The sequence below is a fragment of the Bartonella taylorii 8TBB genome (assembly GCF_902825155.1).
Taxonomy (GTDB): Bacteria; Pseudomonadota; Alphaproteobacteria; order Rhizobiales; family Rhizobiaceae; genus Bartonella; species Bartonella taylorii_A.
In genome coordinates this window covers 92,025-118,060 of the sequence record NZ_CADEAG010000002.1, presented here as the reverse complement: position 1 = coordinate 118,060, position 26,036 = coordinate 92,025, and the positions used below count along the sequence as shown (strand labels likewise).

At 38.1% G+C, this 26,036-nt stretch carries 18 protein-coding genes and 2 pseudogenes; 12 read left to right on the top strand and 8 right to left on the bottom strand.

The features are described from left to right. Positions 1-101 precede the first annotated feature (101 nt). The gene (locus J7R13_RS02685) at positions 102-1,331 is read right to left on the bottom strand and encodes an MFS transporter (RefSeq protein WP_208437362.1); all 1,230 of its coding nucleotides are present in this window, start codon (positions 1,329-1,331) and stop codon (positions 102-104) included. 490 nt (positions 1,332-1,821) lie between these two features. Between J7R13_RS02685 and J7R13_RS02680 the strand changes: the two genes are divergently transcribed. From J7R13_RS02680 to J7R13_RS02665, 4 genes are all read left to right on the top strand, one after another. Continuing rightward, positions 1,822-2,661, top strand: coding sequence for a DUF1460 domain-containing protein (locus J7R13_RS02680; protein ID WP_208437361.1), 840 nt, complete (start codon positions 1,822-1,824; stop codon positions 2,659-2,661). Positions 2,662-3,251: 590 nt separating this feature from the next. Continuing rightward, positions 3,252-6,737: a carbamoyl-phosphate synthase large subunit gene (gene carB, locus J7R13_RS02675; protein WP_208437360.1), complete on the top strand. Its 3,486-nt coding sequence runs from the start codon at positions 3,252-3,254 to the stop codon at positions 6,735-6,737. 243 nt (positions 6,738-6,980) lie between these two features. Continuing rightward, positions 6,981-7,190: a cold-shock protein gene (locus J7R13_RS02670; RefSeq protein ID WP_208437359.1), complete on the top strand. Its 210-nt coding sequence runs from the start codon at positions 6,981-6,983 to the stop codon at positions 7,188-7,190. Between the two features lie 328 nt (positions 7,191-7,518). After that, on the top strand, positions 7,519-8,721 hold the full coding sequence (locus J7R13_RS02665; RefSeq protein ID WP_208437358.1) for a pyridoxal phosphate-dependent aminotransferase: 1,203 nt from the start codon (positions 7,519-7,521) through the stop codon (positions 8,719-8,721). Between the two features lie 756 nt (positions 8,722-9,477). Here J7R13_RS02665 and J7R13_RS02660 read toward each other — a convergent pair. Together J7R13_RS02660 and trxB are read right to left on the bottom strand one after the other, a co-directional pair. Beyond that, positions 9,478-10,383 (bottom strand): LysR family transcriptional regulator, encoded by a 906-nt coding sequence (locus J7R13_RS02660; protein ID WP_208437357.1) that lies wholly within the window; start codon positions 10,381-10,383, stop codon positions 9,478-9,480. A 36-nt stretch (positions 10,384-10,419) separates the two neighbouring features. Then, entirely contained in the window at positions 10,420-11,373 is a 954-nt protein-coding gene (gene trxB / locus J7R13_RS02655) for a thioredoxin-disulfide reductase (protein WP_004859581.1), read from the bottom strand. Positions 11,374-11,681: 308 nt separating this feature from the next. On the opposite strand from trxB, the gene J7R13_RS02650 reads away from it, so the two are divergent. Continuing rightward, positions 11,682-13,076 carry a TrkH family potassium uptake protein gene (locus tag J7R13_RS02650; RefSeq protein WP_208437356.1) on the top strand — a complete coding sequence of 465 codons (1,395 nt, stop codon included), beginning with the start codon at positions 11,682-11,684 and terminating at the stop codon, positions 13,074-13,076. A 665-nt stretch (positions 13,077-13,741) separates the two neighbouring features. Here the strand turns inward: J7R13_RS02650 and J7R13_RS02645 are convergent. Both J7R13_RS02645 and greA read right to left on the bottom strand, forming a co-directional pair. Continuing rightward, positions 13,742-14,800, bottom strand: a complete 1,059-nt coding sequence (locus J7R13_RS02645; RefSeq protein WP_208437355.1) for a glycosyltransferase family 4 protein — start codon at positions 14,798-14,800, stop codon at positions 13,742-13,744. 6 nt (positions 14,801-14,806) lie between these two features. Then, positions 14,807-15,280, bottom strand: a complete 474-nt coding sequence (gene greA / locus J7R13_RS02640; protein ID WP_208437354.1) for a transcription elongation factor GreA — start codon at positions 15,278-15,280, stop codon at positions 14,807-14,809. A 326-nt stretch (positions 15,281-15,606) separates the two neighbouring features. Between greA and J7R13_RS02635 the strand changes: the two genes are divergently transcribed. The 3 genes from J7R13_RS02635 (at position 15,607) to J7R13_RS02625 (ending at position 19,975) form a co-directional block, all read left to right on the top strand. Then, complete coding sequence (locus J7R13_RS02635; protein WP_208437353.1) at positions 15,607-15,930, top strand: SH3 domain-containing protein; 324 nt, start codon at positions 15,607-15,609, stop codon at positions 15,928-15,930. Between the two features lie 276 nt (positions 15,931-16,206). Next, positions 16,207-18,534 carry an excinuclease ABC subunit UvrB gene (gene uvrB, locus J7R13_RS02630; protein WP_208437352.1) on the top strand — a complete coding sequence of 776 codons (2,328 nt, stop codon included), beginning with the start codon at positions 16,207-16,209 and terminating at the stop codon, positions 18,532-18,534. A 760-nt stretch (positions 18,535-19,294) separates the two neighbouring features. After that, a complete protein-coding gene (locus J7R13_RS02625) occupies positions 19,295-19,975 on the top strand; it encodes a BA14K family protein (RefSeq protein ID WP_208437351.1) in 681 nt (226 codons plus the stop codon). 13 nt (positions 19,976-19,988) lie between these two features. Here J7R13_RS02625 and J7R13_RS02620 read toward each other — a convergent pair. Continuing rightward, a pseudogene (locus tag J7R13_RS02620) lies at positions 19,989-20,354 on the bottom strand (MBL fold metallo-hydrolase); the annotation flags it as partial. Between the two features lies 1 nt (position 20,355). On the opposite strand from J7R13_RS02620, the pseudogene J7R13_RS02615 reads away from it, so the two are divergent. Together J7R13_RS02615 and J7R13_RS02610 are read left to right on the top strand one after the other, a co-directional pair. After that, a pseudogene (locus J7R13_RS02615) lies at positions 20,356-20,991 on the top strand (sensor histidine kinase); the annotation flags it as partial. A 569-nt stretch (positions 20,992-21,560) separates the two neighbouring features. Next, a complete protein-coding gene (locus J7R13_RS02610; RefSeq protein ID WP_208437350.1) occupies positions 21,561-22,196 on the top strand; it encodes a BA14K family protein in 636 nt (211 codons plus the stop codon). Between the two features lie 66 nt (positions 22,197-22,262). On the opposite strand, the gene J7R13_RS02605 is transcribed toward J7R13_RS02610, so the two are convergent. Beyond that, positions 22,263-22,913, bottom strand: a complete 651-nt coding sequence (locus J7R13_RS02605) for an MBL fold metallo-hydrolase (RefSeq protein WP_208437349.1) — start codon at positions 22,911-22,913, stop codon at positions 22,263-22,265. Positions 22,914-23,058: 145 nt separating this feature from the next. On the opposite strand from J7R13_RS02605, the gene J7R13_RS02600 reads away from it, so the two are divergent. Together J7R13_RS02600 and J7R13_RS02595 are read left to right on the top strand one after the other, a co-directional pair. After that, positions 23,059-23,763: a response regulator gene (locus J7R13_RS02600; protein ID WP_208437348.1), complete on the top strand. Its 705-nt coding sequence runs from the start codon at positions 23,059-23,061 to the stop codon at positions 23,761-23,763. Between the two features lie 7 nt (positions 23,764-23,770). Continuing rightward, positions 23,771-25,111 carry an ATP-binding protein gene (locus tag J7R13_RS02595; protein WP_208437347.1) on the top strand — a complete coding sequence of 447 codons (1,341 nt, stop codon included), beginning with the start codon at positions 23,771-23,773 and terminating at the stop codon, positions 25,109-25,111. Positions 25,112-25,162: 51 nt separating this feature from the next. Here J7R13_RS02595 and J7R13_RS02590 read toward each other — a convergent pair whose 3' ends face one another. Next, positions 25,163-25,663: a type III secretion system chaperone family protein gene (locus J7R13_RS02590; RefSeq protein ID WP_208437346.1), complete on the bottom strand. Its 501-nt coding sequence runs from the start codon at positions 25,661-25,663 to the stop codon at positions 25,163-25,165. Positions 25,664-26,036: the final 373 nt, after the last annotated feature.

Here is a 26,036-nt window from a genome sequence, read left to right as displayed (position 1 = left end):
CGCTTTTCAGCAAGAAAGCAGCTCAATTTACTTATAGAATTCAGTTTTGCCTTTTGAATTTCTTAGCAAAAAAATTCTGACCAGTTATCATTTTAAGATGATTAGCGTACTCGTAAAGCAAAAACTATCATCGTAACGATAAGCATACAGAAACTTCCCAAAAAAGGCGCACCAGAAAAATAAAATGCCATACCTTTCTGTGTAAATCGCTCGAAGAGAAGCATATAAAAAATGGATCCAAATATTAAGCCCAATGAGATAACAGATGTCATTGCTCCCTGCAATTCTCCTTGTACATTTGGCGGTACCTGTGCCGAGGCAATAGCACGCATAGGGGCTTGAACCAGATACTCACACATTGTACACACAAACACCACATAAACCATCCACCCTTGTGTTGCAAATGCGTATCCAAGCTCACCAACCAATGCAAAAAGGAGCCCCACCATCACAATACACCAGTTACTCCATCGTTTAGATAAATAGGGCAGAAAGAGAGCTACAACAATAATCTGTCCTACCCCAAAAACACTATACGACAATCCAATAGACAAGGAATTCCAACCATAGCGTTCTTTAGCAATGAATGCCCAAATGCTTGGCCATACAGATTCTGCAAACCAATAAAGAAAAAAGACCAGTAGCACCCAAAGAACCATCGGATATTGTCTGAGTTCCCAAAGAGCTCCCAAAGGATTTGCACGCTTAATATTAAAACAGCGCCTATTTTGTATGGGAAGAGTTTCTGGAAGCATAGCCCACACAAAAATAAAAATAATAAGTGAAAAACCAGCAGAAAAATAAAATGGAGTACGCGGGCCGAATTGTCCTAAAAAACCGCCTATAAACGAACCTAAAATAAACCCTAATCCGGATGCAATTCCTAACAAACCGAAGTTGCGCGTTCGCGTTTTATCATCGGATATATCAGCGATATAAGCCATACAAACTGCTAAACCAGCACCGCTCACCCCTGATAAAAGACGTCCAATAAACAATATAGGATAGCTCCACGCTATAGCGCATATGAAATGACCAATCATAAAACTGATAAGAGAGATAAGCAAAATAGGACGACGTCCATAACGATCAGAAAGATTTCCAATAGCAGGAGCAAACAGAAATTGCATGGCTGAATAAGCTGCCAGTAATTTCCCTCCTTCAATAGAAGATTTCCTAATATCATCTCCCATCAACAGAGCAAAATATTCAGGCAAAATAGGATTAATGATTGTGGTACCAACAATATCCAATAACAAAGTAATGAAAACTAAAAGAAGTCCACGGCGAATAAGCTTTGGATTAAGTGTTTTATCATTGATAGCATGCATATTGTGTTCCCCACTATCTTCTGAACTCTACCTCTTGTTAAAAATCGCTAGATAGCATTATTTTCATAAAAACTATGGTTAAAGTAAAAAATTTAGAAAAAACCAAAAAATATTACAAATTTTTACTTTATCTGATACGTAACACTGCATGCATTTTTGTAAATTATCCTCACCATTTTCAAAAATGACTTGGTGAATATAATGAAAAATTACTATTAATAATATACTTATTATAATATTATTAATATAGATATATTATAAAATATACACAAATGATTATAGGATAATTAATATAAAAGTAATAATATTTAAAATATAAATACAAAATTTATAAACAAATATAGTTATTATACAATAAAATATCTATGTATATTTATATATAAAGTGTTATATGTTATTGTAAACGCAATACTAATCTTATTATAATAGTAAAATATCATTTTTAGTGATTACTTATTGATTAATTCTTAATATAAAAATGGTGAATAAAATGCGAAGAATATTCCAATTAATGTTAATCTCAGTTTTGGGTACAGGATGTGATATCCAAGATTCTAGCGTAAACAAGGATACTCCAGCACACAAAACGGAAATACAACAAACATTAGAAGTAAATCTAGATGCATATACCTTAAATAAACTGAATACTCTTCTTGAAAAACGTTCGAAGGTTAATAATCATGAGAGAGGAGAAATGATCAGCGTGCTATCTGAAGCTTTTTTAGGAACACCTTACAAAGCGAATATGTTACATGGCACAGAAAATATACCAGAAAAACTGATAATCGATTTTAGAGGTTTAGATTGCTTCACTTATCTAGACTATGTTGAAGCATTACGGAAATCAACATCGCAAACAGAATTCATAAATAATGTCATAAAAACACGTTATGTTGATGGGAATGTTAGCTTTTTGAACCGGAAGCACTTTTTCACTGATTGGGCTTATAGAGAATATAAACAAGCCGATGACATAACCGCACAGCTAAGCCCTAATACAGTAAGCACTGAAAAGTATCTCAATAAAAAAGCTAATAGTGGAAATTACCTTCCTGGGCTACCAATTGTTAAACGCAATATAACGTATATTCCAAGTAACTTTATTAATGAAGAGGTTATAAGCCGTTTACAAACTGGTGATTTCATTGGTATTTATACCAAACTTGCTGGATTGGATGTAACCCATGTAGGTTTCTTTATCATGACAGACAATGGCCCAATGTTACGAAATGCTTCTTCACGAAAAGAAAATGAAAAAGTAGTAGATTCACCTTTTATGGATTACGTCACGAAAACACCAGGAATCATTGTTTTAAGAGCTCTCCAATAAAATATATGGGGGATAGAAATGTCCCTCATACTACCAAACATGGATTCAAATCAGCACTTAAGTCATCAAGATAAATATTCAAATTCATGCAATCTGTGCAAATACAATGTTTTTGTTTACGATTTTAATCGCAATATCAGATAATTCTAGTCTAGCTTCGTATATTGAGAAAACCGCCAACTTAATATCAATAATTACTTTTTTCCATTATAATTGGAGATCATAAAATTGACTTACAATACCAAATAATGATAAAGTTGTTATACTCATCACCGCACATAAAAAGCCTCGTTTTATTTCATGACGTTCCTTTTTCTTGCAAATAACTGCTTATACTTAATCAAGCATGATAGTCTTCAAAATTCTGACTTTTCGACACATTATTGTCTCCTTATTAAGATCACACTCTCGTACTCATATTAAAGTCGATCAGCAAAAAAAAGACATTGATTTTTAATCAATAAAAAAAACATGGAAAAGGCATTTTTGTGCTTACTTTCTTTGTCACTTAACCTATAAAATTATTTTAACCGCAAAATTTAATTCTGTCTGCCTCAATCGCGCACGGATATTTGTCATAGGGAAAAACCATGCCAAAACGCACAGATATAAAATCTATTCTTATCATTGGAGCAGGACCCATTGTTATCGGTCAGGCGTGTGAATTTGACTATTCAGGCACACAAGCTTGCAAAGCTCTAAAAGAAGAAGGTTATCGAATAATTTTAGTGAATTCCAATCCCGCCACCATTATGACAGATCCAGATTTAGCTGATGCGACTTATATTGAGCCCATTACTCCTGAAATAGTTGCACAAATTATTGCTCGTGAACGTCCTGACGCCCTTTTACCAACTATGGGAGGTCAAACTGCACTCAATACTGCTTTATCATTAAAGCGTATGGGAATTTTAGACCGCTACCATGTTGAAATGATAGGTGCAAACGCAGATGCTATTGATAAAGCGGAAGATCGAGCCCTATTTCGCAAGGCAATGGCAAAAATTGGTTTAGAAACACCACGTTCTATGTTAGCCAATGCAACGGAACTCAAAGAAGAAAATCGCCAGCAGCATGCAAAAATGCGCGATGAACTTAAAGCGAAATTTTCTGGTGATGCGCTTGACCAAGCACTAGAAGAACTTGAACGCAATTGGCGACACACAGAAGCCGACCGCAAACAACATTATATCGCACATGCAACAGCAAAAGCGGTTCAAGCTCTTGATGTTATTGGTCTTCCAGCTATTATCCGTCCTTCATTCACCCTTGGCGGTACCGGTGGAGGAATCGCTTACAACCGTTCTGAATTTTATGAAATCATTGAACGCGGACTTGAGGCTTCGCCTACAACAGAGGTTTTGATTGAAGAAAGTGTTTTAGGATGGAAAGAATATGAGATGGAAGTCGTTCGCGATAAGAACGATAACTGTATCATTGTTTGTTCTATTGAAAACATTGACCCTATGGGAATTCACACTGGCGATTCAATCACCGTAGCGCCTGCCCTCACTTTAACAGATAAAGAATATCAATGTATGCGCAATGCTTCAATTGCCGTATTGCGTGAAATTGGTGTTGAAACCGGTGGATCAAATGTACAGTTTGCTGTTAACCCTGAAAATGGCCGCCTCATCGTCATTGAAATGAACCCGCGTGTTTCCCGCTCTTCAGCGCTTGCCTCAAAAGCAACAGGTTTTCCAATTGCCAAGGTAGCAGCTAAGCTAGCAGTTGGCTACACACTTGATGAATTAAAAAATGATATTACTGGTGGTGCAACACCAGCATCATTCGAACCTTCTATTGACTATATTGTTACCAAAATTCCTCGTTTTGCCTTCGAAAAATTTCCTGGTTCATCATCTGTCTTAACAACTGCGATGAAATCTGTAGGAGAAGTGATGGCAATCGGTCGCACCTTTCAAGAATCACTGCAAAAAGCGCTCCGTGGACTTGAAACGGGTCTTACCGGTCTTGATGAAATTGTGATCCCTGAACATGCTGAAGGTGATGAAAAGAGTTCCATACGCTCCGCCATTGCAATACCAAGTCCTGATCGTCTACGTTACATTGCCCAAGCAATGCGGACAGGCTTGCCTTTAAATGAAATTCATCAAATCAGCAAAATTGATCCATGGTTTCTAGAACAAATAGCCTCAATTATTGAAATGGAACAGCGCATCCGCACCCATGGTTTGCCCCAAGATGCAGACAATCTACGCATGTTAAAAGCTATGGGTTTTTCGGATGCACGTTTAGCCACCCTTACAGGACAAGAGCCCGATAATATAGCTGCTTTGCGCAAAACGCTTAATGTTAAGCACGTTTTCAAACGAATTGACACTTGCGCAGCTGAATTTTCTTCACCTACCGTGTATATGTATTCAACCTATGAAGTTCCCTTTGCAGGTGTAGAACACTCAGAAGCACAAGTTTCTGACCGCAAAAAAATTGCTATTTTAGGCGGGGGACCAAACCGCATCGGACAAGGCATTGAATTTGACTATTGTTGCTGCCACGCTGCTTTTGCGCTACGTGATGCAGGTTTCGAAGCGATTATGATTAACTGTAATCCTGAAACTGTCTCAACAGACTATGATACTTCTAATCGTCTTTATTTTGAATCTTTAACGACAGAAGATGTACTCGCTGTTTTAGAAACAGAACAGAAAAAAGGCGAATTGGTTGGGGCCATTGTCCAATTTGGTGGACAAACACCATTAAAATTAGCAAGCGCACTAGAAAAACATAATATCCCTATCTTAGGCACTTCACCTGATTCCATCGATTTGGCAGAAGACAGAGACCGTTTTCAAAAATTGTTGTTCAAACTTAACCTCACACAGCCTAAAAACGGTATTGCCCATTCAATCGAACAAGCACGCCTCATCGCCCATGAACTAGGCTTTCCATTGGTTGTGCGCCCTTCTTATGTTTTAGGAGGACGTGCTATGCAAATTATCCGCGATGAGCGCGGCTTGCAAAATTATTTGCTTGAAAGTGTACCTGAACTGATTCCAGAAGATATTAAATCTCGCTATCCCAGCGACAAAACGGCACAAATCAACACATTGCTTGGTAAAAATCCACTTTTATTTGATACCTATCTAACAGAAGCAATTGAAGTTGATGTTGATTGTCTATGTGATGGAGAAAAAACACTCGTCGTTGGCATTATGGAACATATTGAAGAAGCCGGTATTCACTCTGGTGATTCAGCATGTTCTTTACCAGTGCATACGCTCTCACATAAAATAGTAGCTGAATTAGAGCGTCAAACCAAAGCATTAGCACAAGCACTTCATGTTCGTGGCTTAATGAATGTACAATATGCCATTAAAGATGGAACAATTTATGTCTTAGAAGTTAATCCCCGTGCTTCGCGTACTGTCCCATTCGTTGCAAAAACCATTGGTCGTCCCATTGCCAAAATAGCCGCACGTATTATGGCAGGAGAAACTCTCCACAAAGCGCTTCAAGCTTATGGTGGACTACCCTCTATACAACAAAAACAACATATCGCTGTCAAAGAAGCCGTTTTTCCTTTTGCTCGTTTTTCAGGTGTCGACACACTTCTTGGTCCAGAAATGCGTTCAACCGGTGAAGTTATGGGACTTGATTACAAATTTGCTCTTGCTTTTGCTAAAGCCCAACTTGGAGCTGGTGTTGAACTTCCAAAAGAAGGAACTTTGTTCGTTTCTGTAAGAGATGAAGACAAAAAACGTATCTTAAATCCCGTAAAACTTTTAACTGAACTGGGCTTTTCTGTTTTAGCAACAAGTGGAACACAGAAATTTCTTGCTGAACATAATGTTGAAGCAAAAAAAATCAACAAAGTGCTAGAGGGGCACCCCCATATTGAAGATGCCATTCGTAATCGACAAATTCAATTGATTTTTAATACAACCAGTACTGCCAGTGCCATCTCAGACTCAAAATCACTACGCTATGCAGCACTTATGCAAAAAGTCCCCTATTATACAACAATAGCTGGAGCAAAATCCGTAGTGGAAGCCATCGAAGCACTCAAAAAAAGTAGCCTTGAAGTGCGCTCACTGCAAAGTTATTTCACTTAAAACTTTTATATGCAGCAAAATATACCGCCCTTTCTTTATCTTCGTATAAAAATACCAATTAAGACTTGCATTTTATCTCAAAAACCTTTATATGAGTTTCATCGAACTTTCGGTTATGTGACTTTCTTTCCTGTGCGATCTGCACTTTCGACGAAACTTCTCCCACCTAATTTCGATCTAAAACCGTATTGAATGCTTTTAGCTTCAGTACACAATATAATTATATATTCTAAGGAGTTTCCTATGTCTACAGGAACAGTTAAGTGGTTTAACACAACAAAAGGTTTCGGATTCATTCAGCCTAGTGATGGAAGTGCAGATGTATTCGTACATATTTCCGCTGTCGAGCGTTCTGGTCTCAATAATCTTAATGAAGGGCAAAAAATTTCCTATGAAGTTCTTCAAGATCGTCGTTCTGGGAAATTTGCCGCTGGTAATCTTAGCGCACTTTGATATTCAAATTTTAGATGCTATTTCAAAATCCTCACCTGCAAAGATGAGGATTTTTGTTCTTTATGAAGCATAATTTATCCTTATAAAACAAAATACTGCCTATCTATTTTGCAAAATTATAAAAATACTTCTGTCCCTCCCCTTATGCCATAAATCCTCCAAACACCTTCCTTGTAAAAACTTCAAAAACAAAGATACAAATTCCATATTTTAAACAAAACTTTCTAGGTATTTTCCGACAGTTTTTTATTGCACACAATGTAATCTTTTATAAAATGCCCTTAAAAAGAGCGATGACCCTTTTTGATATCGTATAAGGACTGAAATTATGGCTTTTATTGCCGACAAACTCTCATACATTAAACCTTCTGCAACAATTACTGTTTCCCAAAAAGCACGTGCTTTGAAAGCGTTAGGACGTGATGTTATCGCTTTAAGTGCCGGAGAACCAGATTTTGATACACCAGACAATATCAAAAATGCTGCTATTGAAGCTATTCGACGTGGGGAAACAAAATACACGCCTATATCTGGTATTCCAGAATTGCGACAAGCAATTGCTGCAAAATTTCAAAGAGAAAATCATCTCTCTTATCAACCAGAGCAAATTATTGTTGCTACCGGTGGTAAGCAAATCCTCTTTAATGCATTGATGGCAACTTTGAATAAAGGAGATGAAGTAATCATTCCTTCCCCTTATTGGGTCAGTTATCCAGAAATGGTTACCCTCAACGGTGGTATACCTATCTTTGTAGAAACCAAAGCCGAGTTTTCTTATAAACTTCAACCACAAGAGTTAGAAGCTGCCATTACGAAAAAAACCAAATGGTTCATCTTTAACTCTCCTTCAAATCCATCAGGTGCCGCTTATACGCATGATGAATTAAAAAAGCTAACGGATGTTTTAATGAAATATCCTCATGTTCATATCCTCACCGACGATATCTATGAACATCTCACATATGGAGGGTTTACCTTTGTCACCCCAGCAGAGGTAGAACCAGAGCTTTATGATCGTACACTAACAATGAATGGTGTTTCTAAAGCCTATTCTATGACGGGTTGGCGAATCGGTTATGCAGGGGGCCCGCAAGAATTAATTAAAGCCATGGATACCATTCAAGGTCAACAAACATCTGGTACAAGTTCTATCTCACAATGGGCGGCTGTCGAAGCACTCAATGGTCCCCAAGACTTTATAACTCAAAATAAAAGTGTTTTCCAAGCACGCCGTGATCTCGTGGTTTCCATGTTGAACCAAGCTCCTGGTATTCACTGTCCAACGCCAGAAGGTGCCTTTTATGTTTATCCTTCCTGTGCAAAACTCATTGGAAAGAAAACACCCAATGGCCAAGTTATTACGAATGATGAAGACTTTGTAATAGCGCTTCTAGAAGCAGAATCAATTGCTGTCGTTCATGGATCTGCTTTTGGGCTTGGGCCAGCTTTTCGTATTTCTTATGCGGCATCAGAAAAATTGCTTGAGGAAGCTTGCTTACGTATCCAGCGCTTTTGTAATAATTTGCTTTAAAAACCTTGAACTCATCTGTTTTTACAATTTTTCGTTGCCAAACAGCTGATCTGAAAGATTTTCAGTCATTTGAATATAGCGTAAGTAAATGGATTCTACAGAAAATATGTATCGATAAAACAACATGGAGATATTTTCTTAGAACAAAGCAAAAAATGATATAATTATAAAACACATCTTTATCTTCTTTTCCTCATATGGAACGTGCTATTGGCATCTTTCACTTTATGATCAAGAAATCACTCTTTTCGAATTTTATAGCCATATTAAATGACTATCACCAAAAAACGCCTTTCCATACTCATGCAGCTTACACTTCTCAAATTAAATTCGTATTGCTAAAGAAAATTTGACACTTATAAATCCTATGCTTCTCAATCAAACTTTTCCTATTCCGCAATAATTATTATAATCCTAATATTCCTCAAAGCTCCTCATCACACCTTGAGGTGCCTGAAAAATATTGAATACCCATAAAATTTTTGGAAGTTTTTTCTTATTATTTGCTAAGAAATCTACATTTTTAGAGGATCTTCCAAAAAATAAAAAAAAAGCCGAACAAACGCTCGGCAAATTTAGAAAACCCCCAGAGATAAAATCAATCTGAAAGATTCTCATAAGGGAACACTCAAGAAAATGCAATGGGAGGCAACATAATCAAGAGATGGTATTTTATGTCATTTTATGAGAAAAAGCACAATAAAGACTTAAGCGTACCTGCTATGCAATAAATACATAGCTTAAAATATCACATCATTAAAAAGACCACTGACGCGCTTTTAAAAAAATATAATCTCGAAAAGCCTTCAACTTTACCAAATTCTTTAAAGCGTAAGGGTAACAAAAAAAAGTATCAAAGGAAGGAATATCAACAACCTCAGGAAAAAGACGCACGAGTCGCTCATCATTATTCACAATATAATCGGGAAGCACAGCGATACCAAGATCACACATAATCGCCTTCTTGATTGAAATAATATTATTGATTCGTAATACTGAAAGACGCAAAGAACCATCACTTCTACCAGCTTTTTCCAACCAATTTAAACCAGACAAATAAGGTGGAACAGGTTCTCCAAATGAAATAATCCGGTGTGCATCCAGCTCAGACAATGTTTCTGGTTTTCCATGATTTGCAATATAACTTTTCGAAGCATAAACATGCATATGAATTGTAAAGAGTTTTCTTTGTATAAGATCAGGCTGCTGGGGTTGTTGTAAACGAACAGCACAGTCTGCGTGACGCATCGTTAGGTCGAGTTCTTTATCATCAAACAAGAGCTGAACCCGTATATCCGGATAAAGACTAAGAAATTCTGGCATACGCTCCACAAGCCATCCTGCTCCCATTCCAAAGGTCGATGTAACCCGTAAATTTCCTGCTGGCTTTTCACAGCTTTCACTTAATTGCGAGCGTGCACTTTCAAGCTTCATCAAAACATCATGCGTTGTCCGATACAGAATTTCACCCTGCTCTGTTAAGATTAACCCCCGCGCATGACGCTGAAACAAGGACACACCAACATCGCTCTCTAAAGCTGAAACCTGTCGTGAAATGGCTGATTGGGATAAATGAAGCTTTTGTGCCGCATGTGTAAAAGATCCCGCTTCTGCGACAGCATGAAAAACCCTCAACTTATCCCAATCCAACGGTGACGTCACAATTCTACCTCTAATTTTTTCATTTTTAATAAATTGTCATGTTTGTAGATCTAAAAAACGTTCTGCCTCCAACGCCGCCATACACCCCCTACCCGCTGCTGTTACAGCTTGACGAAATGTTTCATCTGTTACATCACCTGCAGCAAAAACACCAGCAATGCTTGTTGCTGTTGAATCTGGTTCTGTCCATAAATAACCGCCTCGTTTTTGTTTCAGTTGCCCTTCAAACAAAGAAACAGCAGGATCATGACCAATGGCAATAAATATTCCCTCTGCATTCACCTTAATTTCTTGACCGGTTTTAACATTTTTAAGGCGTGCACCGGTTACAACAGCTCCCCTTGAGTCCTGAGCTGGCAAACCAACAATTTCTTCTACCACATGATCCCAAAGAACACGTACATTATCGCAAGCAAGCAATCTATCTTGCAAAATTTTTTCTGCCCTAAAATAACCCCGCCGATGAACCACGCTTACACTCTTTGCCAAATGGGATAAATAAAGAGCTTCTTCAACAGCTGTATTTCCACCTCCCACAACAATGACATCCTTATCACGATAAAAGAAACCATCACATGTAGCGCAGGCAGAAACACCGCCACCCATAAAAGTCTGTTCACTTTCCAAACCAAGCCAACGCGCTTGCGCTCCTGTTGCAATAATCAGCGCATCGCAACAATATTGCGTTCCTGAATCTCCATATAAAATAAAAGGGTACTTCAATAAATCAGCCTTTGTAATACTATCATAGACAATTTTTGTACCCATATTTTCGGCTTGTTTTGCCATTTGTTCCATCAACCATGGTCCTTGAATTGGATCAGCAAAACCTGGATAATTTTCAACATCAGTTGTAATCATCAACTGACCGCCCTGCTGTAAGCCAGTAACTAAAACCGGCTTGAGCATTGCTCTTGCCGCATAGATCGCCGCTGTATAACCAGCTGGACCCGAGCCAATAATAAGCAACCGAATATGCGATTGTGCCATAGAATCCCCTTCACTTTTCCTTACTTAATTGTTCTATAAATTATAACGGAATGCTGTATTAAAAAAACATTTTTCAACAACCTCAATTATGGTGTATACGTATTTTTTTCAAATTTAGTGAAAAGGTTTGGTTGCCAATTCATCCAATCCTGCTTAATGTAAAAACCAGTTTTTACCCTATAAAGAAAAAAACGTAAATTCTTATGAGCACAAAACCATAATAAAAAAAGATACAAAGATAGGGAACGATCATTTTTCAATTTATTATCAATGTTTGTGCACGTTTTGCGTTAATCATGGGAGGAGCAATGCTTCTACCAATTTTTGTAGATTTGCACGACAGCAACCATAATTGGATAACCTTTCTTTACTCTTGCGCCATAACTACCGTATTAGCAACTCTGATTCTTTTAGCCACAAGAGGCGCCACCTGCCGTTTTTCAGCACGGCTTGGCTTTATGCTCACTGTCTGCCTTTGGCTAACAGGAAGCATCGTGGGCGCCTTACCTCTTTACCTTTCGCCTCTCCCAATTTCTCTAGCAGAAGCCATCTTTGAATCCGTCTCTGGAATCACCACCACAGGCTCTACAGTACTCACGGGCCTTGACAATTTATCGCGCAGTATTTTGTTATGGCGTTCTATCATATGCTGGATTGGAGGCATTGGCTTTATCGGTTTAGCGTTATTGCTTTTGCCTTCACTCCGTGTCGGGGGAGTGCAACTTTTTCATATGGAATCATCCGATAAATCTGAAAAAATATTGCCCCGTATCAATCAAATTGCCAATGGGATTATCATAGCCTATGTTGGATTAACATTTGCTTGTATGCTTTCCTATTTTGCTTCGGGCATGAGCTTATTTGATGCCATCAACCATGCAATGAGCACGATAGCAACAGCTGGATTTTCAACTCACGACGCCTCTTTTGGCTACTTCTCTGATAAACCAGCCATCTTGATTATTTCAACAATCTTTATGTTGCTCTCCGCACTACCCTTCGTGCTTTATGTTAAATTAGTGCTTCCTGGCCACTCCAAACGCTTCATTGATCCACAAGTGATCGTTTTTTTCTATATTGTTTTTCTCTTCAGCTTTGCTTTAGCAGCATGGCTACGATTTCATGATCATCGCGCTTTCCATTTAATTTTTCTTGATGTCATTTTTCATCTTTCATCCATCATTAGCACAACTGGCTATAGCGCAGAAGATTATCAACTTTGGGGGCCGTTTGCGCTTGGAATTTTCTTCATTGTTTCTTTTACAGGTGGATGTGCTGGTTCTACCTCTGGTGGAATGAAAATTAATCGCTTAATTATCCTTTGGCGTATTACACAAACAAATATAGAAAAACTTCTTTTTCCTAATGTCATTGTAAAAGCGCGCTACGACCATTCAAACATCTCGAATGATGTTGCCAAAGCAGTTTTATTTTTTGTATGTCTTTATATGTTTTGTCTTCTTATCGGCACTGCACTTTTGCTTACAACTGGTCTTGACTTTACTTCTGCTTTTACGGGGGTCTTAACAGCTCTTTCAAATATTGGCCCAGGTTTTGGAGATATTATTGGTCCTGCTGGCAATTTCTCTACAATTAATGATAATGCCCTATGGATTTTGAGTTTTCTCATGCTCGCTGGGCGCCTTGAAATTATAACCATATTCGTACTTTTTATCCCCGCTTTCTGGCGTGAACAATTTTAATGCATAGCATTTAATTCCAAGTGATAAGAAATTGACAATATAAACACTACACATAACTAACAAAATAGTCCCTAAAGTAGGAACCTACACCTCTCTTTTTAGGCACATTAACTGTTTAAAATGGATGCAAAACACCAAGAACTCTCCCGTATCAGATCCTTCACGTCAGACGAGATCTTACAACATTCTTGCTTTGTGCACCTTCCTCATCAAAGAAAGGCTTCATGTAATATTTCAATATACCTTATCAACAGTCTTTAATTAAGAAAAACATAGAGGACTTCTAGTAAAAATATTTTTTTCTATTACAATACGCCTGTCATACTTTTATTATTGCAAAATACACAATCACTTCCACTACTGAAGCAACACGAACAGCTTTAACAGTCCAGTCTTTATAGAAAGAATACCACGCTATATTCTCAAAAAGCATTACCTGAATAAGAAACGATCATCCCTTCCCTGTATTTATATCACTCTAAAAATATAAAATTTTAGCTTTTCTATCAAAGATTTTGACAGCTTATCGTTACATCACCTTAAAAAGGTGCTAAATTCTACGAAATAACATTTGCATTATTAAGCCATTCACTTGAAATATTTATTTGTGGAGACCTTTAAAGATGGCACACTTTCTCCTCTTGCCAAGAAGATTTCCAATATATTCAAAGTGTTTTTTCCACAAACATTTCCTCGTAAACGCTCCCAATTGCTGCTGCTTCCTTTTCCAAAGGAAAGTTGGCACGAACATGGGCTAAAGCTCTTTGCCCTGCTAGCATTGTTTTTTCTAAATCAGTAAAATAAGGTTCAATCGCTGCTGTTAAAGCTGCTCCATCTCCTGCTTTCACAACCGTTCCTGTTCCCTCTACCACCAATTCTTTAAAAATTCCCACATCGCTGGTCACGACAGCTGTCTGTGATGCCATTGCCTCCAATGGTGTCAAACCAAAACCTTCCAAACGAGAAGGAGTCACATAAAGTGACAGACGACGATACCACAGAGGTATATCAAGCCTCTCACCAAGAAAAATAATGCGATCGCTCAAACCGGCCTCAGCAATCTTCTGACGTAATTTTTTTTCAAAACTATAATGTTGCTCTGTAGTTCGACCAGCGATAAGCGCTGTCCACTCAGGATAGTGGGGCAATAATGTTATCATTGCATCCACAAACAGATCAGTTCCCTTTGCGTAGCGCACACGCCCAAAACACCCCACCGCATATTTTCCTAGAAACCCTGCTGCTGGGAAAAAATCATCAACAGTCTCCGGTGGTGAAAAACGCCTAACATCCACCCCATGCATAATAACTTGATGAGGCACTTCTAGATAAGTCCCCGTACATGCACTGGTAGCAATAACCTTATCCATACGACGAAGCAACCATTTGGTAAAAGGTTTGTGTTTGCGTCGAGATGCCGAAGTAAAAATGAGTTTAAGCTTCATTCGCAAAACATCCCGAAGAAATACTCCGCAAAGCATCTCAATATTGCGCCGAGCATGCCAAATACGAAACGGCCTCCCCTTTGGACTTTTCCAAAGTCCAAAAAGGTCACTAAAGGAAAGAAACGGTAAATCTCGCGGTAACCCAAATCCAAAAGTGGATATATGCATACCCTGTTCTCGCTGCAATGGAACGAGTTGGATAACTGTAGAGGTCACTCCTGATAAGCGCTTTTTAAAGTGAGGAGCAATAATCTCCGTTTCTTCCAAAGATACATGCATAACAAATTAGATGTACTGAACCTTAATAATTTCGTAATTATGCGAACCGCCTGGTGCATTCACCTCAATCACATCACCTTCTTGCTTGCCAATGAGTGCACGCGCAATAGGGGATGAAATAGAGATTTTACCAGTTTTGACATCAGCCTCTTGATCACCAACGATCTGATAAACCTTTTTCTCTTCAGTATCTTCGTCCAAAAGCTTGATAGTGGCTCCAAACTTAATTTTGTCACCTGAAAGGCGTGAGACATTAATAACTTCCGCCCGTGCAATATAGTCTTCAAGCTCATTTATACGCCCCTCATTATGACTTTGTGCCTCTTTAGCAGCGTGATATTCAGCATTTTCTGATAGATCACCATGTGCACGTGCTTCGGAAATTGCTTCAATAATTCGCCGACGTTCCTGTTGTTGGCGCCAACGTAACTCTTCTTTAAGACTTTCAAAACCAGCTGTAGTCATCGGAACTTTTTCCATAATCCGTCCCTTTCTATTACACGGAAGGTTTAATAAAAACACAAAAAACGGCCTCCAAAATCACTTTTGGAATCCGAAAACCATAATCCTCACTCATTATATAGTACAGTATCCCCGTTTTCCATATAAAAATAAAAAGGGAATAAAGTATTCACCAATTGTGTTTAAGCTATCTACTATTTTAGCGTTTAAAATGCCAAACCGCATTCCAACCATGAGAATTCTAAAGAAGAAATAATTGTATTTTTTTCTGTTTTATCATAACCTAACGGAAGAGATCTCATATGAAGAGAAAAGAAAATCTCTAAAGGAAGCCTCTACAAAAAATGAAAAAGCTCGTAATTTTTTTTGTTTTTGGCTCTCTCTCTCTAACCTCAACGGTATCCGGAGCTGCAGATGCCTTTACCACAAACAACCTTAATCTTAGAACGGGACCAAGCATTCAATATACGCTTCGCGGCTTAATCCCCGCAGGAAAGTTGGTATTTGTCCAAACATGTAAAAGGAACTGGTGCAACATCAGATATAACACCCAAACAGGTTGGGTATCATCTCGTTACCTCTCATTTAAAAATGGAAATGATCTTTATCAAACATACACAACTCTTCCAGTAACAAATTACAATACATACAGTCATTATCCACGGTAGCCACAGTAAATATTATAAATAAACGCCCTGTCAACAGCATGGCGCAAATGAGATAGTGTAGATGAACGACTACAAATGTCACCACACCTCTAAAAACCCAAAGAACCTCCTTAAAGAATTAGTCTCATATCCCAAACCTATCAAATATCCTATGAAACATACAATAAACCGAAAAAAACTGCTAATTAACGTTTTGTCGTTATCGCGATTAAATTGTAAAATTGAGTATTTCGTTTAAAACCACAAGCACTTTTTTATATCAAAAAGGATGCAATAATGAAAAACGGTGTCACAGCAACAGTAGAAGCTCTTTCTGCCCTGATTGCGTCAGGCAATCCCCTTTTTAAGAATGGCGTATTATGGACACCCCACCGCCCTGCTCGTCCTGAAAAATCTGAAGGTGGCATTCCATTTCAACTCGAAACATCTTTTGAACCTGCCGGGGATCAACCCCAAGCAATCAAAACTCTGATTGAAGGGATAGAAAAGGATGAGCGTACACAAGTGCTTTTGGGTGTTACCGGTTCAGGAAAAACCTATACAATGGCCAAAATCATTGAAAAGACACAACGTCCAGCTTTGATCTTAGCACCAAATAAAACTTTAGCAGCACAGCTTTACGGAGAATTTAAAAGCTTTTTTCCCCACAATGCCGTCGAATATTTTGTTTCTTATTATGACTATTATCAGCCAGAAGCCTATGTTGCGCGCTCTGACACTTATATTGAAAAAGAATCTTCTATCAATGAACAAATCGACCGTATGCGCCATGCTGCAACACGTGCTGTACTTGAACGTGATGATGTCATTATTGTTGCATCTGTATCCTGTATCTACGGAATTGGTTCAGTAGAAACCTATACTGCCATGACCTTTGAAATAAAAAAAGGTGACAAACTCAATCAACGACAATTACTCACTGATTTAGTTGCTCAACACTATCGTCGACAAAATATCAACTTTATTCGTGGTTCCTTTCGTGTCCGAGGAGATATAATTGAAATTTTTCCTGCCCACCTTGAAGATCGTGCTTGGCGTATTTCTCTTTTTGGCAATGAAGTAGAAACAATTACTGAGTTTGATCCCCTCACAGGCCAAAAAACAGGTGATCTTCAATCAATTAAAATTTATGCCAATTCACACTACGTAACACCACGCCCAACATTAAATCAGGCAATGAAGTCCATCAAAATGGAACTGGTGCAACGCCTTGCCGAATTAAATGCCGCGGGACGTCTTTTAGAGGCACAACGTTTAGAACAGCGTACAATTTTTGATTTGGAAATGTTAGAAACAACCGGCTCATGCGCCGGAATTGAAAATTATTCACGCTATTTAACAGGGCGTAAACCCGGTGAACCACCTCCAACCTTGTTTGAATATATTCCAAACAATGCTCTCGTTTTTATCGATGAAAGCCATGTCACTATTCCCCAAATTGGTGGCATGTACCGAGGTGATTTTCGAAGAAAAGCAACCTTAGCAGAATATGGATTTCGTCTCCCTTCCTGTATGGACAATCGTCCCTTACGCTTTGAAGAATGGGATGCCATGCGCCCACAAACTATTGCTGTCTCTGCAACGCCTGGACGCTGGGAAATAGAACAAGCTCACGGCATTTTTGCTGAACAAATTATTCGCCCAACAGGATTGATTGATCCAGCAACAGAAATTCGCCCAGCCTCCAGCCAAGTCGATGATGTTGTGAACGAAATTCGTAAAACAATTCAAAAAGGCTACCGTACCTTAGTAACTGTCCTAACCAAGCGTATGGCCGAAGATTTGACAGAATATCTCCATGAACAAGGCATTCGCGTACGCTATATGCATTCTGACATTGATACGTTAGAACGTATTGAAATTCTACGTGATCTTCGGCTTGGCACCTTTGATGTTCTCATCGGTATTAACTTACTTCGGGAAGGTTTAGATATTCCAGAATGCGGTTTTGTTGCTATTCTAGATGCCGATAAAGAGGGGTTTTTGCGCTCTGAAACTTCGCTCGTACAAACAATTGGACGCGCTGCACGCAATGTAGATGGCCGCGTTATCCTTTACGCAGATACAATCACAGGTTCCATAGAACGCGCCTTACAGGAGACACAAAGACGTCGACAAAAACAAATAGCTTACAATGAAGAGCACCATATCACACCAACCAGTATCAAAAAAAATATCAATGATATTCTCAATTCAGGAGGCGAAAACAACCATACTTCCACAAATATTCCTGATTTTATCAGGCAAAACAATATGGTTGGCAACAATTTAACACTCCACATTAAATCCCTTGAAAAATCAATGCATGAAGCAGCTGCTGATCTTGACTTTGAAGAGGCAGCACGACTTCGCGATGAAATCAAACAATTACAAAAGATAGAACTAGAAATCGCGGAGAATCCCTTAACACATCATAGAGAACAATCCAGCCATGACCCGATATTACAATCAAGTCTTTTCTCCAAACCAGACCTTGATCACATGGGACCAACCATGGATACTGGTATTTTGGAAAATAGAAAAGGAAAATCTCGTAAAAGCACCCCTAACCAAGCGACCATAAAACGAAAAAAAACGCGTCCAACAAAGGAGCGAAAAAATTAAAATCACCAAAAATAATCTTTTGCTCTTCTAAAAAAATAACTAAAAATGAAAAGCAACAAATATTGCCCTAAAAATAGATAACCTCAAACATTAAGGATGCTCCAATTTGTTTAAAACAACATAAGAAAGAACATTTTACAAAAAACTCTTAAAATTATTGACTTTTTAAGCAATTTTTCTTGTTAAACAACGTTATAAAAAAATCCCTAAAACTATCAAAAAGCGCCAAAAATACTTCTAAAACCTAAACGAGCACAAAAAAATTAAAGAGAATGTCTCTCATATATCAAAAAAAGTTCCCGCAATATATTATTTTATACAGTTATAATCTGATATCGAACTCAATATTTAGCCTCATAAGAGAGTAGTCAAACAGGACTGTATTCTATCACACAAATAAAGTAAAATAAGGTTTTATCATAGCACCATAAGCCTATTATAAAAAACGCTAACTTTTATTCATACACCTATTGTTCAATTCATATTGTATCAAGCAATAAAAAAGTACTCATAAATAAAGAATTTATAACCAATAGTAAAAATCTGCTGCTCTCAGTACAAGCTGCTTAATTAACCTTAAGAAGAGTACATTAATTGAAATCAAAATTCTGTCATGATTTTATTTTATCGTATTAGCAATAGCTTTAACTAAATGAATTTTTATTTTTTTTGTCATAATAAAGTCCAAAATTGTTCAGGCTCTATTCAGTTTGACACGTGTAGGATGTGAAAAATACGAATTTACACAAGGAGCATCATTATGAAAAAGGTGATCAAGCTAGCGGTATTGTCAGCAATGTCAACTCTAACCGTTTTTATGCCGCTAAATGCAACGCTTGCGGATATAATATGGGATCTTACTCACCCTATCACGAAAGAAATAGATGATGCGACAAGGGAAATTGATAAGAAAATTGATGATATCTGGCGTTCTAGTTTGTCTCGTTCCCATTGTTCTGATAGAAACCGCGGCTTTTTTTCTGATGATTTTCAAAAGTTTATTGATGATTTCCACGGGTGTTCTAGTGACAAAGACAAAAGCAAGAAACAGCAACAACAACAACAGCAGCAACAACATCATCACCATCACCATCACCATCACCATCACCATCATCAACATGTTGAAAACAAGACATATCACTACGTCGAGCGCGAAAAGACAAAAGCAGATACGACTCCTAGTACAATTTTAAAAAAACCAGAACAGCCACAAATTGTTTATCAAATAGTACCACAATATCAAATTGTATATCAACAGGTTCCACAAGAACAGATAATTTATGAAGCTCCGCAAACGGTGGAATATGGGCCACACCAGCAATCGTCGGTATCTAATTGGCTTAACTATTGCAAGAAAAAATACCGTTCGTTCAATCCTAAAACAGGCACTTTTCGAGACCGGAATGGTTTGGAACACTTTTGTTATGCTCCAATAAATTAATTTCTGTTCCGTCCTACCAAAAAATCTTAAATAGCACAAAAAACGCTCCAGAGCGTTTTTTGTGTTTATATGCTAACCATTTGAAAAAAAGGTTGTTTTGGCACTCATAGCCTATGCAACTTCCTGAACCATGCCCACAAATAAAACAAACGTCATCACCTAAGGGCAAAACTTTTTCCTTAAGAGATCTCACCAATTCTTCATGAGAACAGAATGGAAAATCCGTACGTCCAATAGAACCACGAAAAAGGACATCACCCAATAAAGCGAAGCGTTCTTTTTCATTGAAATAAATGACATGACTAGGGAAGTGTCCCAGTGTGTGAAAAACCCTAAACTCATGTCCAGCAAAATGCACACACTCACCATCTTCTAACCATATCGAACAACGCACCATGATGCTTTCGGGTGTAAGCCATGATTTAAGAACCATTCTCACCCGTTTTAAACTTCAGCTAGCGTTAGCAAATACTGACTTTGATAGTAAGCCACTTGAGCAAGATGTAAGCGACATGCAAAATATGTTAGAAGATTACCTTGCTTTTGCACGTGGTGAAGGAAGTGAATGTGTCAAAACCTTTGATTTAAATGCTCTTATGCAAAAATTCTCTACCGATGCGCATCTTCACAAACGTAAATTTTCCTACATCATTGAAGGCCCTACACAAATACAAGTACGCCCAAGTGCCTTCACGCGTCTCATCAGCAATCTTGTGTCAAACGCATTTTGTTACGCCAATACTGTCAAACTAACAGCAATATCCCAACAAGAATCTTTCATCATAACTATTGACGATGATGGACCTGGTATTCATAAAAATATGCGCTCAGAAGTCTTTAAGCCATTCTTTAGACTTGATAAAGCACGAAATCAAGATGCGAGTGGAACAGGACTTGGCCTTTCTATTGCTCAAGATATAGCACGTAGCCATGGAGGCAATATTAAATTGGACGATAGCCCTCTAGGGGGCTTGCGCGCTATTATTGATGTCCCCTTTAGCAATTTTCCTTGTTAAACCACATTATAAAAAAATCCCTAAAACTATCAAAACACGCCAAAAACACTTCTAAAACCTAAACGAGCACAAAAAAATTAAAGAGAATGTTTCCCATATATCAAAAAAAGTTCCCGCAATATATTATTTTATACAGTTATAATCTAATATCGAACTCAATAGCCTCACAAGAGAGTAGTCAAACAGGACTGTATTCTATCACACAAATAAAGTAAAATAAGATTTTATCATAGCACCATAAGCTTATGATAAAAAATGCTAACTTTTATTCATACACCCATTGTTCAATTCATATTGTATCAAGCAATAAATAAAGCACTCATAAATAAAGAATTTATAACCAATAGTAAAAATCTGCTGCTCTCAATACACGCTGCTTAATTAACCTTAAGAAGAGTACATTAATTGAAATCAAAATTCTGTCATGATTTTATTTTATTGTATTGGCAATAGGTTTAACTAAATGAATTTTTATTTTTTGTCACAATAAAGTCCAAAATTGTTCAGGCTCTATTCAGTTTGAAACGTGTAGGATGTGAAAAATACGAATTTACATAAGGAGCATCATTATGAAAAGAGTGATCAAGCTAGCGGTATTGTCAGCAATGTCAACTGTAACCGTTTTTATGCCGCTAAATGCAACGCTTGCGGATATGGCATGGTATCATAACTATGATACGATAAGAGAAATAAGGAGGGAGGCTGGTTTACCGTCTCACAATTTTAGCTCCCATTTTTCTCATAGTGAACATCACTCTTTTGATAATCCCCACAAGCGTCATTATGTCAGCCATCAATGGGGAGCACAACAACATCATCATTTTGAACACAAGACATATCATTATGTCGAGCGCAAAAAGACAAAACACAGTAGTATTAATATAAATAACTCAGGAGAAGCTTTAGCAATGGGCATTCTTGCTCTTGCAGCAGGTGCACTTCTCGGCAAAATTTTAAAAAAACCAGAACAACCACAAATTGTTTATCAAATAGCACCACAGCATCAAGTTGTATATCAACAGGTTCCACAAGAACAGATAATTTATGAAGCTCCGCAAACGGTGGAATATGAGCCACTCCAGCAATCGTCGGCACCTAATTGGCTTAACTATTGCAAGAAAAAATACCGTTCGTTCAACCCTAAAACAGGCACTTTTCGAGACCGGAATGGTTTGGAACACTTTTGTTATGCTCCAATAAATTAGTTTCTGTAACAGTTTGCAAAAGAAATCTTAAATGGCACAAAAAATGCTCTAGAGCGTTTTTTGTGTTTATATGCTAACCATTTGAAGAAAAGGGTTGTTTTGGCGCTCATAGCCTATGCGACTTCCTGGACCATGCCCACAAATAAAACAAACGTCATCACCTAAGGGCAAAACTTTTTCCTTAAGAGATCTCATCAATTCTTCATGAGAACAGAATGGAAAATCCGTACGTCCAATAGAACCACGAAAAAGGACATCACCCAATAAAGCGAAGCGTTCTTTTTCATTGAAATAAATGACATGACCAGGGGAGTGTCCCGGTGTATGCAAAACCCTAAACTCATGTCCAGCAAAATGAACACACTCACCATCTTCTAACCATTGGTCAGGGATACAAATGCATGCATCTCTAATGCCGTAACTTTTTGCGCTTTCACTCACAACATCCATCAGGGGCTTGTCATCACGATGAGAACCAATGATTTTAACATTAAGCGCCTCTTTCGCTTGCATTGCCGCTCCTACATGATCAAAATGACCATGTGTTATCCAAATAGCTTCAACGGTAACACCCCTTTTCTGGATCACTTCTTGAACGCGAAGCCAATCACCACCGGGGTCAACCAAAACCCCTACTTTTTGTTCATTATCAAAAAGCAGGGTGCAATTTTGTTGAAAAGGTGTAACTGGAATAATATGTGTACTAAAATTATTCATGATGCCCTTTTCAAAAATAAAATTCTTCCAAGCTTACAAGGCACATTTCCTCCCCTTTTATAAAAAATAGACTGCTCGACAGCTTTATATAACTTATGTAAACTTAAGTTTTGTGTAAACTAAATTTTTGTCAAGGTTTTTAAGAATGACCGATCATGTTGAAGTTTTGTGTGACGATGCACCTCACCTTCTTGTGATTGATGACGACACCCGTATTCGCAATCTTTTATTTCAATTCCTCATTAAAAATGGTTTTCGCGTTTCAGTCTCAGCCAATGCCGATGAAGCAAAACGACAACTCGCATGCTTAGATTTTGACCTTCTTATAGTTGATGTCATGATGCCCGGTGAAAACGGCATCGATCTCACCTACTCACTGCGACAAACAAAAGATGTTCCTATCCTCATGCTTACAGCTTTATCGGAAACAGACCACCGTATCCATGGCTTAGAAGCAGGCGCTGATGACTATCTTGCTAAACCGTTTGATCCTCGTGAGCTTTTACTTCGCATTAATGCTATTTTACGACGTGGTTTTCTACTAAACCAACCTAAAATCGAGCAGATCGTTTTTGGACCATATATCTTTTCAATTGCACGGCGCGAGCTAAAAAAAGGGGGAGAAGTGATTAAACTGACAGATAAAGAACAAAAAATGATGGTTCTTTTCGCAGAAAATGCAGGTGATATCATTCCACGTCATAAATTTACAACAGACGATAACAATACCGGTGAACGTGCCATTGACGTACAGATCAATCGTCTCCGTCGTAAAATCGAAAAAAATCCAGCTCTCCCGATATGGCTCCAGACCGTGCGAGGAATAGGTTATAAACTCTCAATTGAATAGACACGCAATGATTGAAACCTCAAAAAAAATCGTCGGATGGTTAACAAAGAAGATGCCTAAACGGCTTTATGCCCGCTCTTTGATCATTATTATTGCTCCTATGGTACTCTTGCAAACAGTGATTGCTTACGTTTTTATGGAACGTCATTGGCAAATGGTAACCGAGCGTCTTTCAACCGCTGTTGTCCACGATATCTCAGCCATTATCGATATCATTGAAACATATCAGCAACAAGATAACTATGAAGATATCAAGCGCATTGCACAACAACGTATGGGATTAAACATTTCTATCCTCCCCCCATCCCCCCTTCCCCCCCCAGGACCGAAACCATTTTTTGCAATTCTTGATTATTTTCTAAGTGAAGAAATTACTCGCCAAATTAACCGCCCCTTCTGGATTGATACCGTAGGAGATTCTGATCTTGTCGAAATTCGTATTCACCTTGGTCACAGCATCTTGCGTGTTTTTGCACCACGCAGCCAAGCCTACGCTTCCAATACCGCTATTTTTTTAAGCTGGATGGTAGGAACAGCTCTTGTTTTATTATTGATAGCGATTTACTTCCTGCGTAACCAAATCAAACCAATTCAACAATTGGCTGAAGCAGCAGAAAGTTTTGGACGCGGTCGTCCTTTACCAGAAGGGTTTCAACCACAAGGAGCTGATGAAGTCCGTCGTGCTGGCTTTGCTTTTTTACGCATGCGTGAACGTATTGAACGGCAAATCGAACAACGCACCATGATGCTTTCGGGTGTAAGCCATGATTTAAGAACCATTCTCACCCGTTTTAAACTTCAGCTAGCGTTAGCAAATACTGACTTTGATAGTAAGCCACTTGAGCAAGATGTAAGCGACATGCAAAATATGTTAGAAGATTACCTTGCTTTTGCACGTGGTGAAGGAAGTGAATGTGTCAAAACCTTTGATTTAAATGCTCTTATGCAAAAATTCTCTACCGATGCGCATCTTCACAAACGTAAATTTTCCTACATCATTGAAGGCCCTACACAAATACAAGTACGCCCAAGTGCCTTCACGCGTCTCATCAGCAATCTTGTGTCAAACGCATTTTGTTACGCCAATACTGTCAAACTAACAGCAATATCCCAACAAGAATCTTTCATCATAACTATTGACGATGATGGACCTGGTATTCATAAAAATATGCGCTCAGAAGTCTTTAAGCCATTCTTTAGACTTGATAAAGCACGAAATCAAGATGCGAGTGGAACAGGACTTGGCCTTTCTATTGCTCAAGATATAGCACGTAGCCATGGAGGCAATATTAAATTGGACGATAGCCCTCTAGGGGGCTTGCGCGCTATTATTGATGTCCCCCTTTAGCAATATTTCATAAATCATCTATAAGAAAAAAAGCTAAATAAACTTGAAGATTTAGGCATTCCCTACAGTTTCAAACAAAGTATATTGCAGTGCCTTGCAAGCGCTTTCCCCACACCAAGCGACCATCTGAAATGCAACATAATAGCTTTCACAGACTTTAAGAGCATTTATTAACAATGTTTCAACCTGTACATGAGATGGATGTACTCCACCAGCCAGAAGAAGTCCTTGTCGATAAATAACCGAATGATTCCCTTGCCAATAATCAAAATGTCCCAGCAATAATTTTTCATTAATTGCTAACAATAAGCGATGCATTTCTGCCATACGAGCGTTTTCAATAGAAAGATCAAATGCACAAGCCAAATGAAGAGCTTCCTGCTCTTCCATCCATGAAAAAGCAAGGTGATAATTTGCCCTTTTTCCTTCCACACAAACACTAATTTCATCTTGTGCGTCCCGTTCAAACGACCAATCATATTTACAAGCAATCTGTTCGATAAAGTCAACAGGATGCTCTTCTCTTTCTGTGGTGCAAAATGCAAGCCTCATCATAATCCTCAATCATATTAAAACATTGTCAACAGAACATAATCAGCCTAAAAACTGTAACAACATTTTGCTACAATCAAAGCCTTTACACCAAACAAATACACATTAAAAACATCGACAGCACACACCCCACAGAACCCAATAATGCTTCCTGCGGCAGCCTGATAACAATAAAACGAATCATCAAGCTTTTTCAGTGTATTGATACAATTTCATAGTACCAGTCCCCCACATTCAAAAAAGTGTTTTTTTACAAGAAACAAATAGATAATCTGCTCTAACAGACTCAGGATTAAGCATTTTTTAGTTTCATACATTCTATTGAAAAATTGGGGATATTTTTTCTAAAACTCTATTTTTTATAAAAACTACT

Coding starts and splice junctions, on each gene's coding strand:
- J7R13_RS02685 (WP_208437362.1), bottom strand. CDS start 1,331: ATGCATGCTATCAATGATAAAACACTTAATCCAAAGCTTATTCGCCGT.
- J7R13_RS02680 (WP_208437361.1), top strand. CDS start 1,822: ATGCGAAGAATATTCCAATTAATGTTAATCTCAGTTTTGGGTACAGGA.
- carB (WP_208437360.1), top strand. CDS start 3,252: ATGCCAAAACGCACAGATATAAAATCTATTCTTATCATTGGAGCAGGA.
- J7R13_RS02670 (WP_208437359.1), top strand. CDS start 6,981: ATGTCTACAGGAACAGTTAAGTGGTTTAACACAACAAAAGGTTTCGGA.
- J7R13_RS02665 (WP_208437358.1), top strand. CDS start 7,519: ATGGCTTTTATTGCCGACAAACTCTCATACATTAAACCTTCTGCAACA.
- trxB (WP_004859581.1), bottom strand. CDS start 11,373: ATGGCACAATCGCATATTCGGTTGCTTATTATTGGCTCGGGTCCAGCT.
- J7R13_RS02650 (WP_208437356.1), top strand. CDS start 11,682: ATGCTTCTACCAATTTTTGTAGATTTGCACGACAGCAACCATAATTGG.
- J7R13_RS02645 (WP_208437355.1), bottom strand. CDS start 14,800: ATGCATGTATCTTTGGAAGAAACGGAGATTATTGCTCCTCACTTTAAA.
- greA (WP_208437354.1), bottom strand. CDS start 15,280: ATGGAAAAAGTTCCGATGACTACAGCTGGTTTTGAAAGTCTTAAAGAA.
- J7R13_RS02635 (WP_208437353.1), top strand. CDS start 15,607: ATGAAAAAGCTCGTAATTTTTTTTGTTTTTGGCTCTCTCTCTCTAACC.
- uvrB (WP_208437352.1), top strand. CDS start 16,207: ATGAAAAACGGTGTCACAGCAACAGTAGAAGCTCTTTCTGCCCTGATT.
- J7R13_RS02625 (WP_208437351.1), top strand. CDS start 19,295: ATGAAAAAGGTGATCAAGCTAGCGGTATTGTCAGCAATGTCAACTCTA.
- J7R13_RS02610 (WP_208437350.1), top strand. CDS start 21,561: ATGAAAAGAGTGATCAAGCTAGCGGTATTGTCAGCAATGTCAACTGTA.
- J7R13_RS02605 (WP_208437349.1), bottom strand. CDS start 22,913: ATGAATAATTTTAGTACACATATTATTCCAGTTACACCTTTTCAACAA.
- J7R13_RS02600 (WP_208437348.1), top strand. CDS start 23,059: ATGACCGATCATGTTGAAGTTTTGTGTGACGATGCACCTCACCTTCTT.
- J7R13_RS02595 (WP_208437347.1), top strand. CDS start 23,771: ATGATTGAAACCTCAAAAAAAATCGTCGGATGGTTAACAAAGAAGATG.
- J7R13_RS02590 (WP_208437346.1), bottom strand. CDS start 25,663: ATGAGGCTTGCATTTTGCACCACAGAAAGAGAAGAGCATCCTGTTGAC.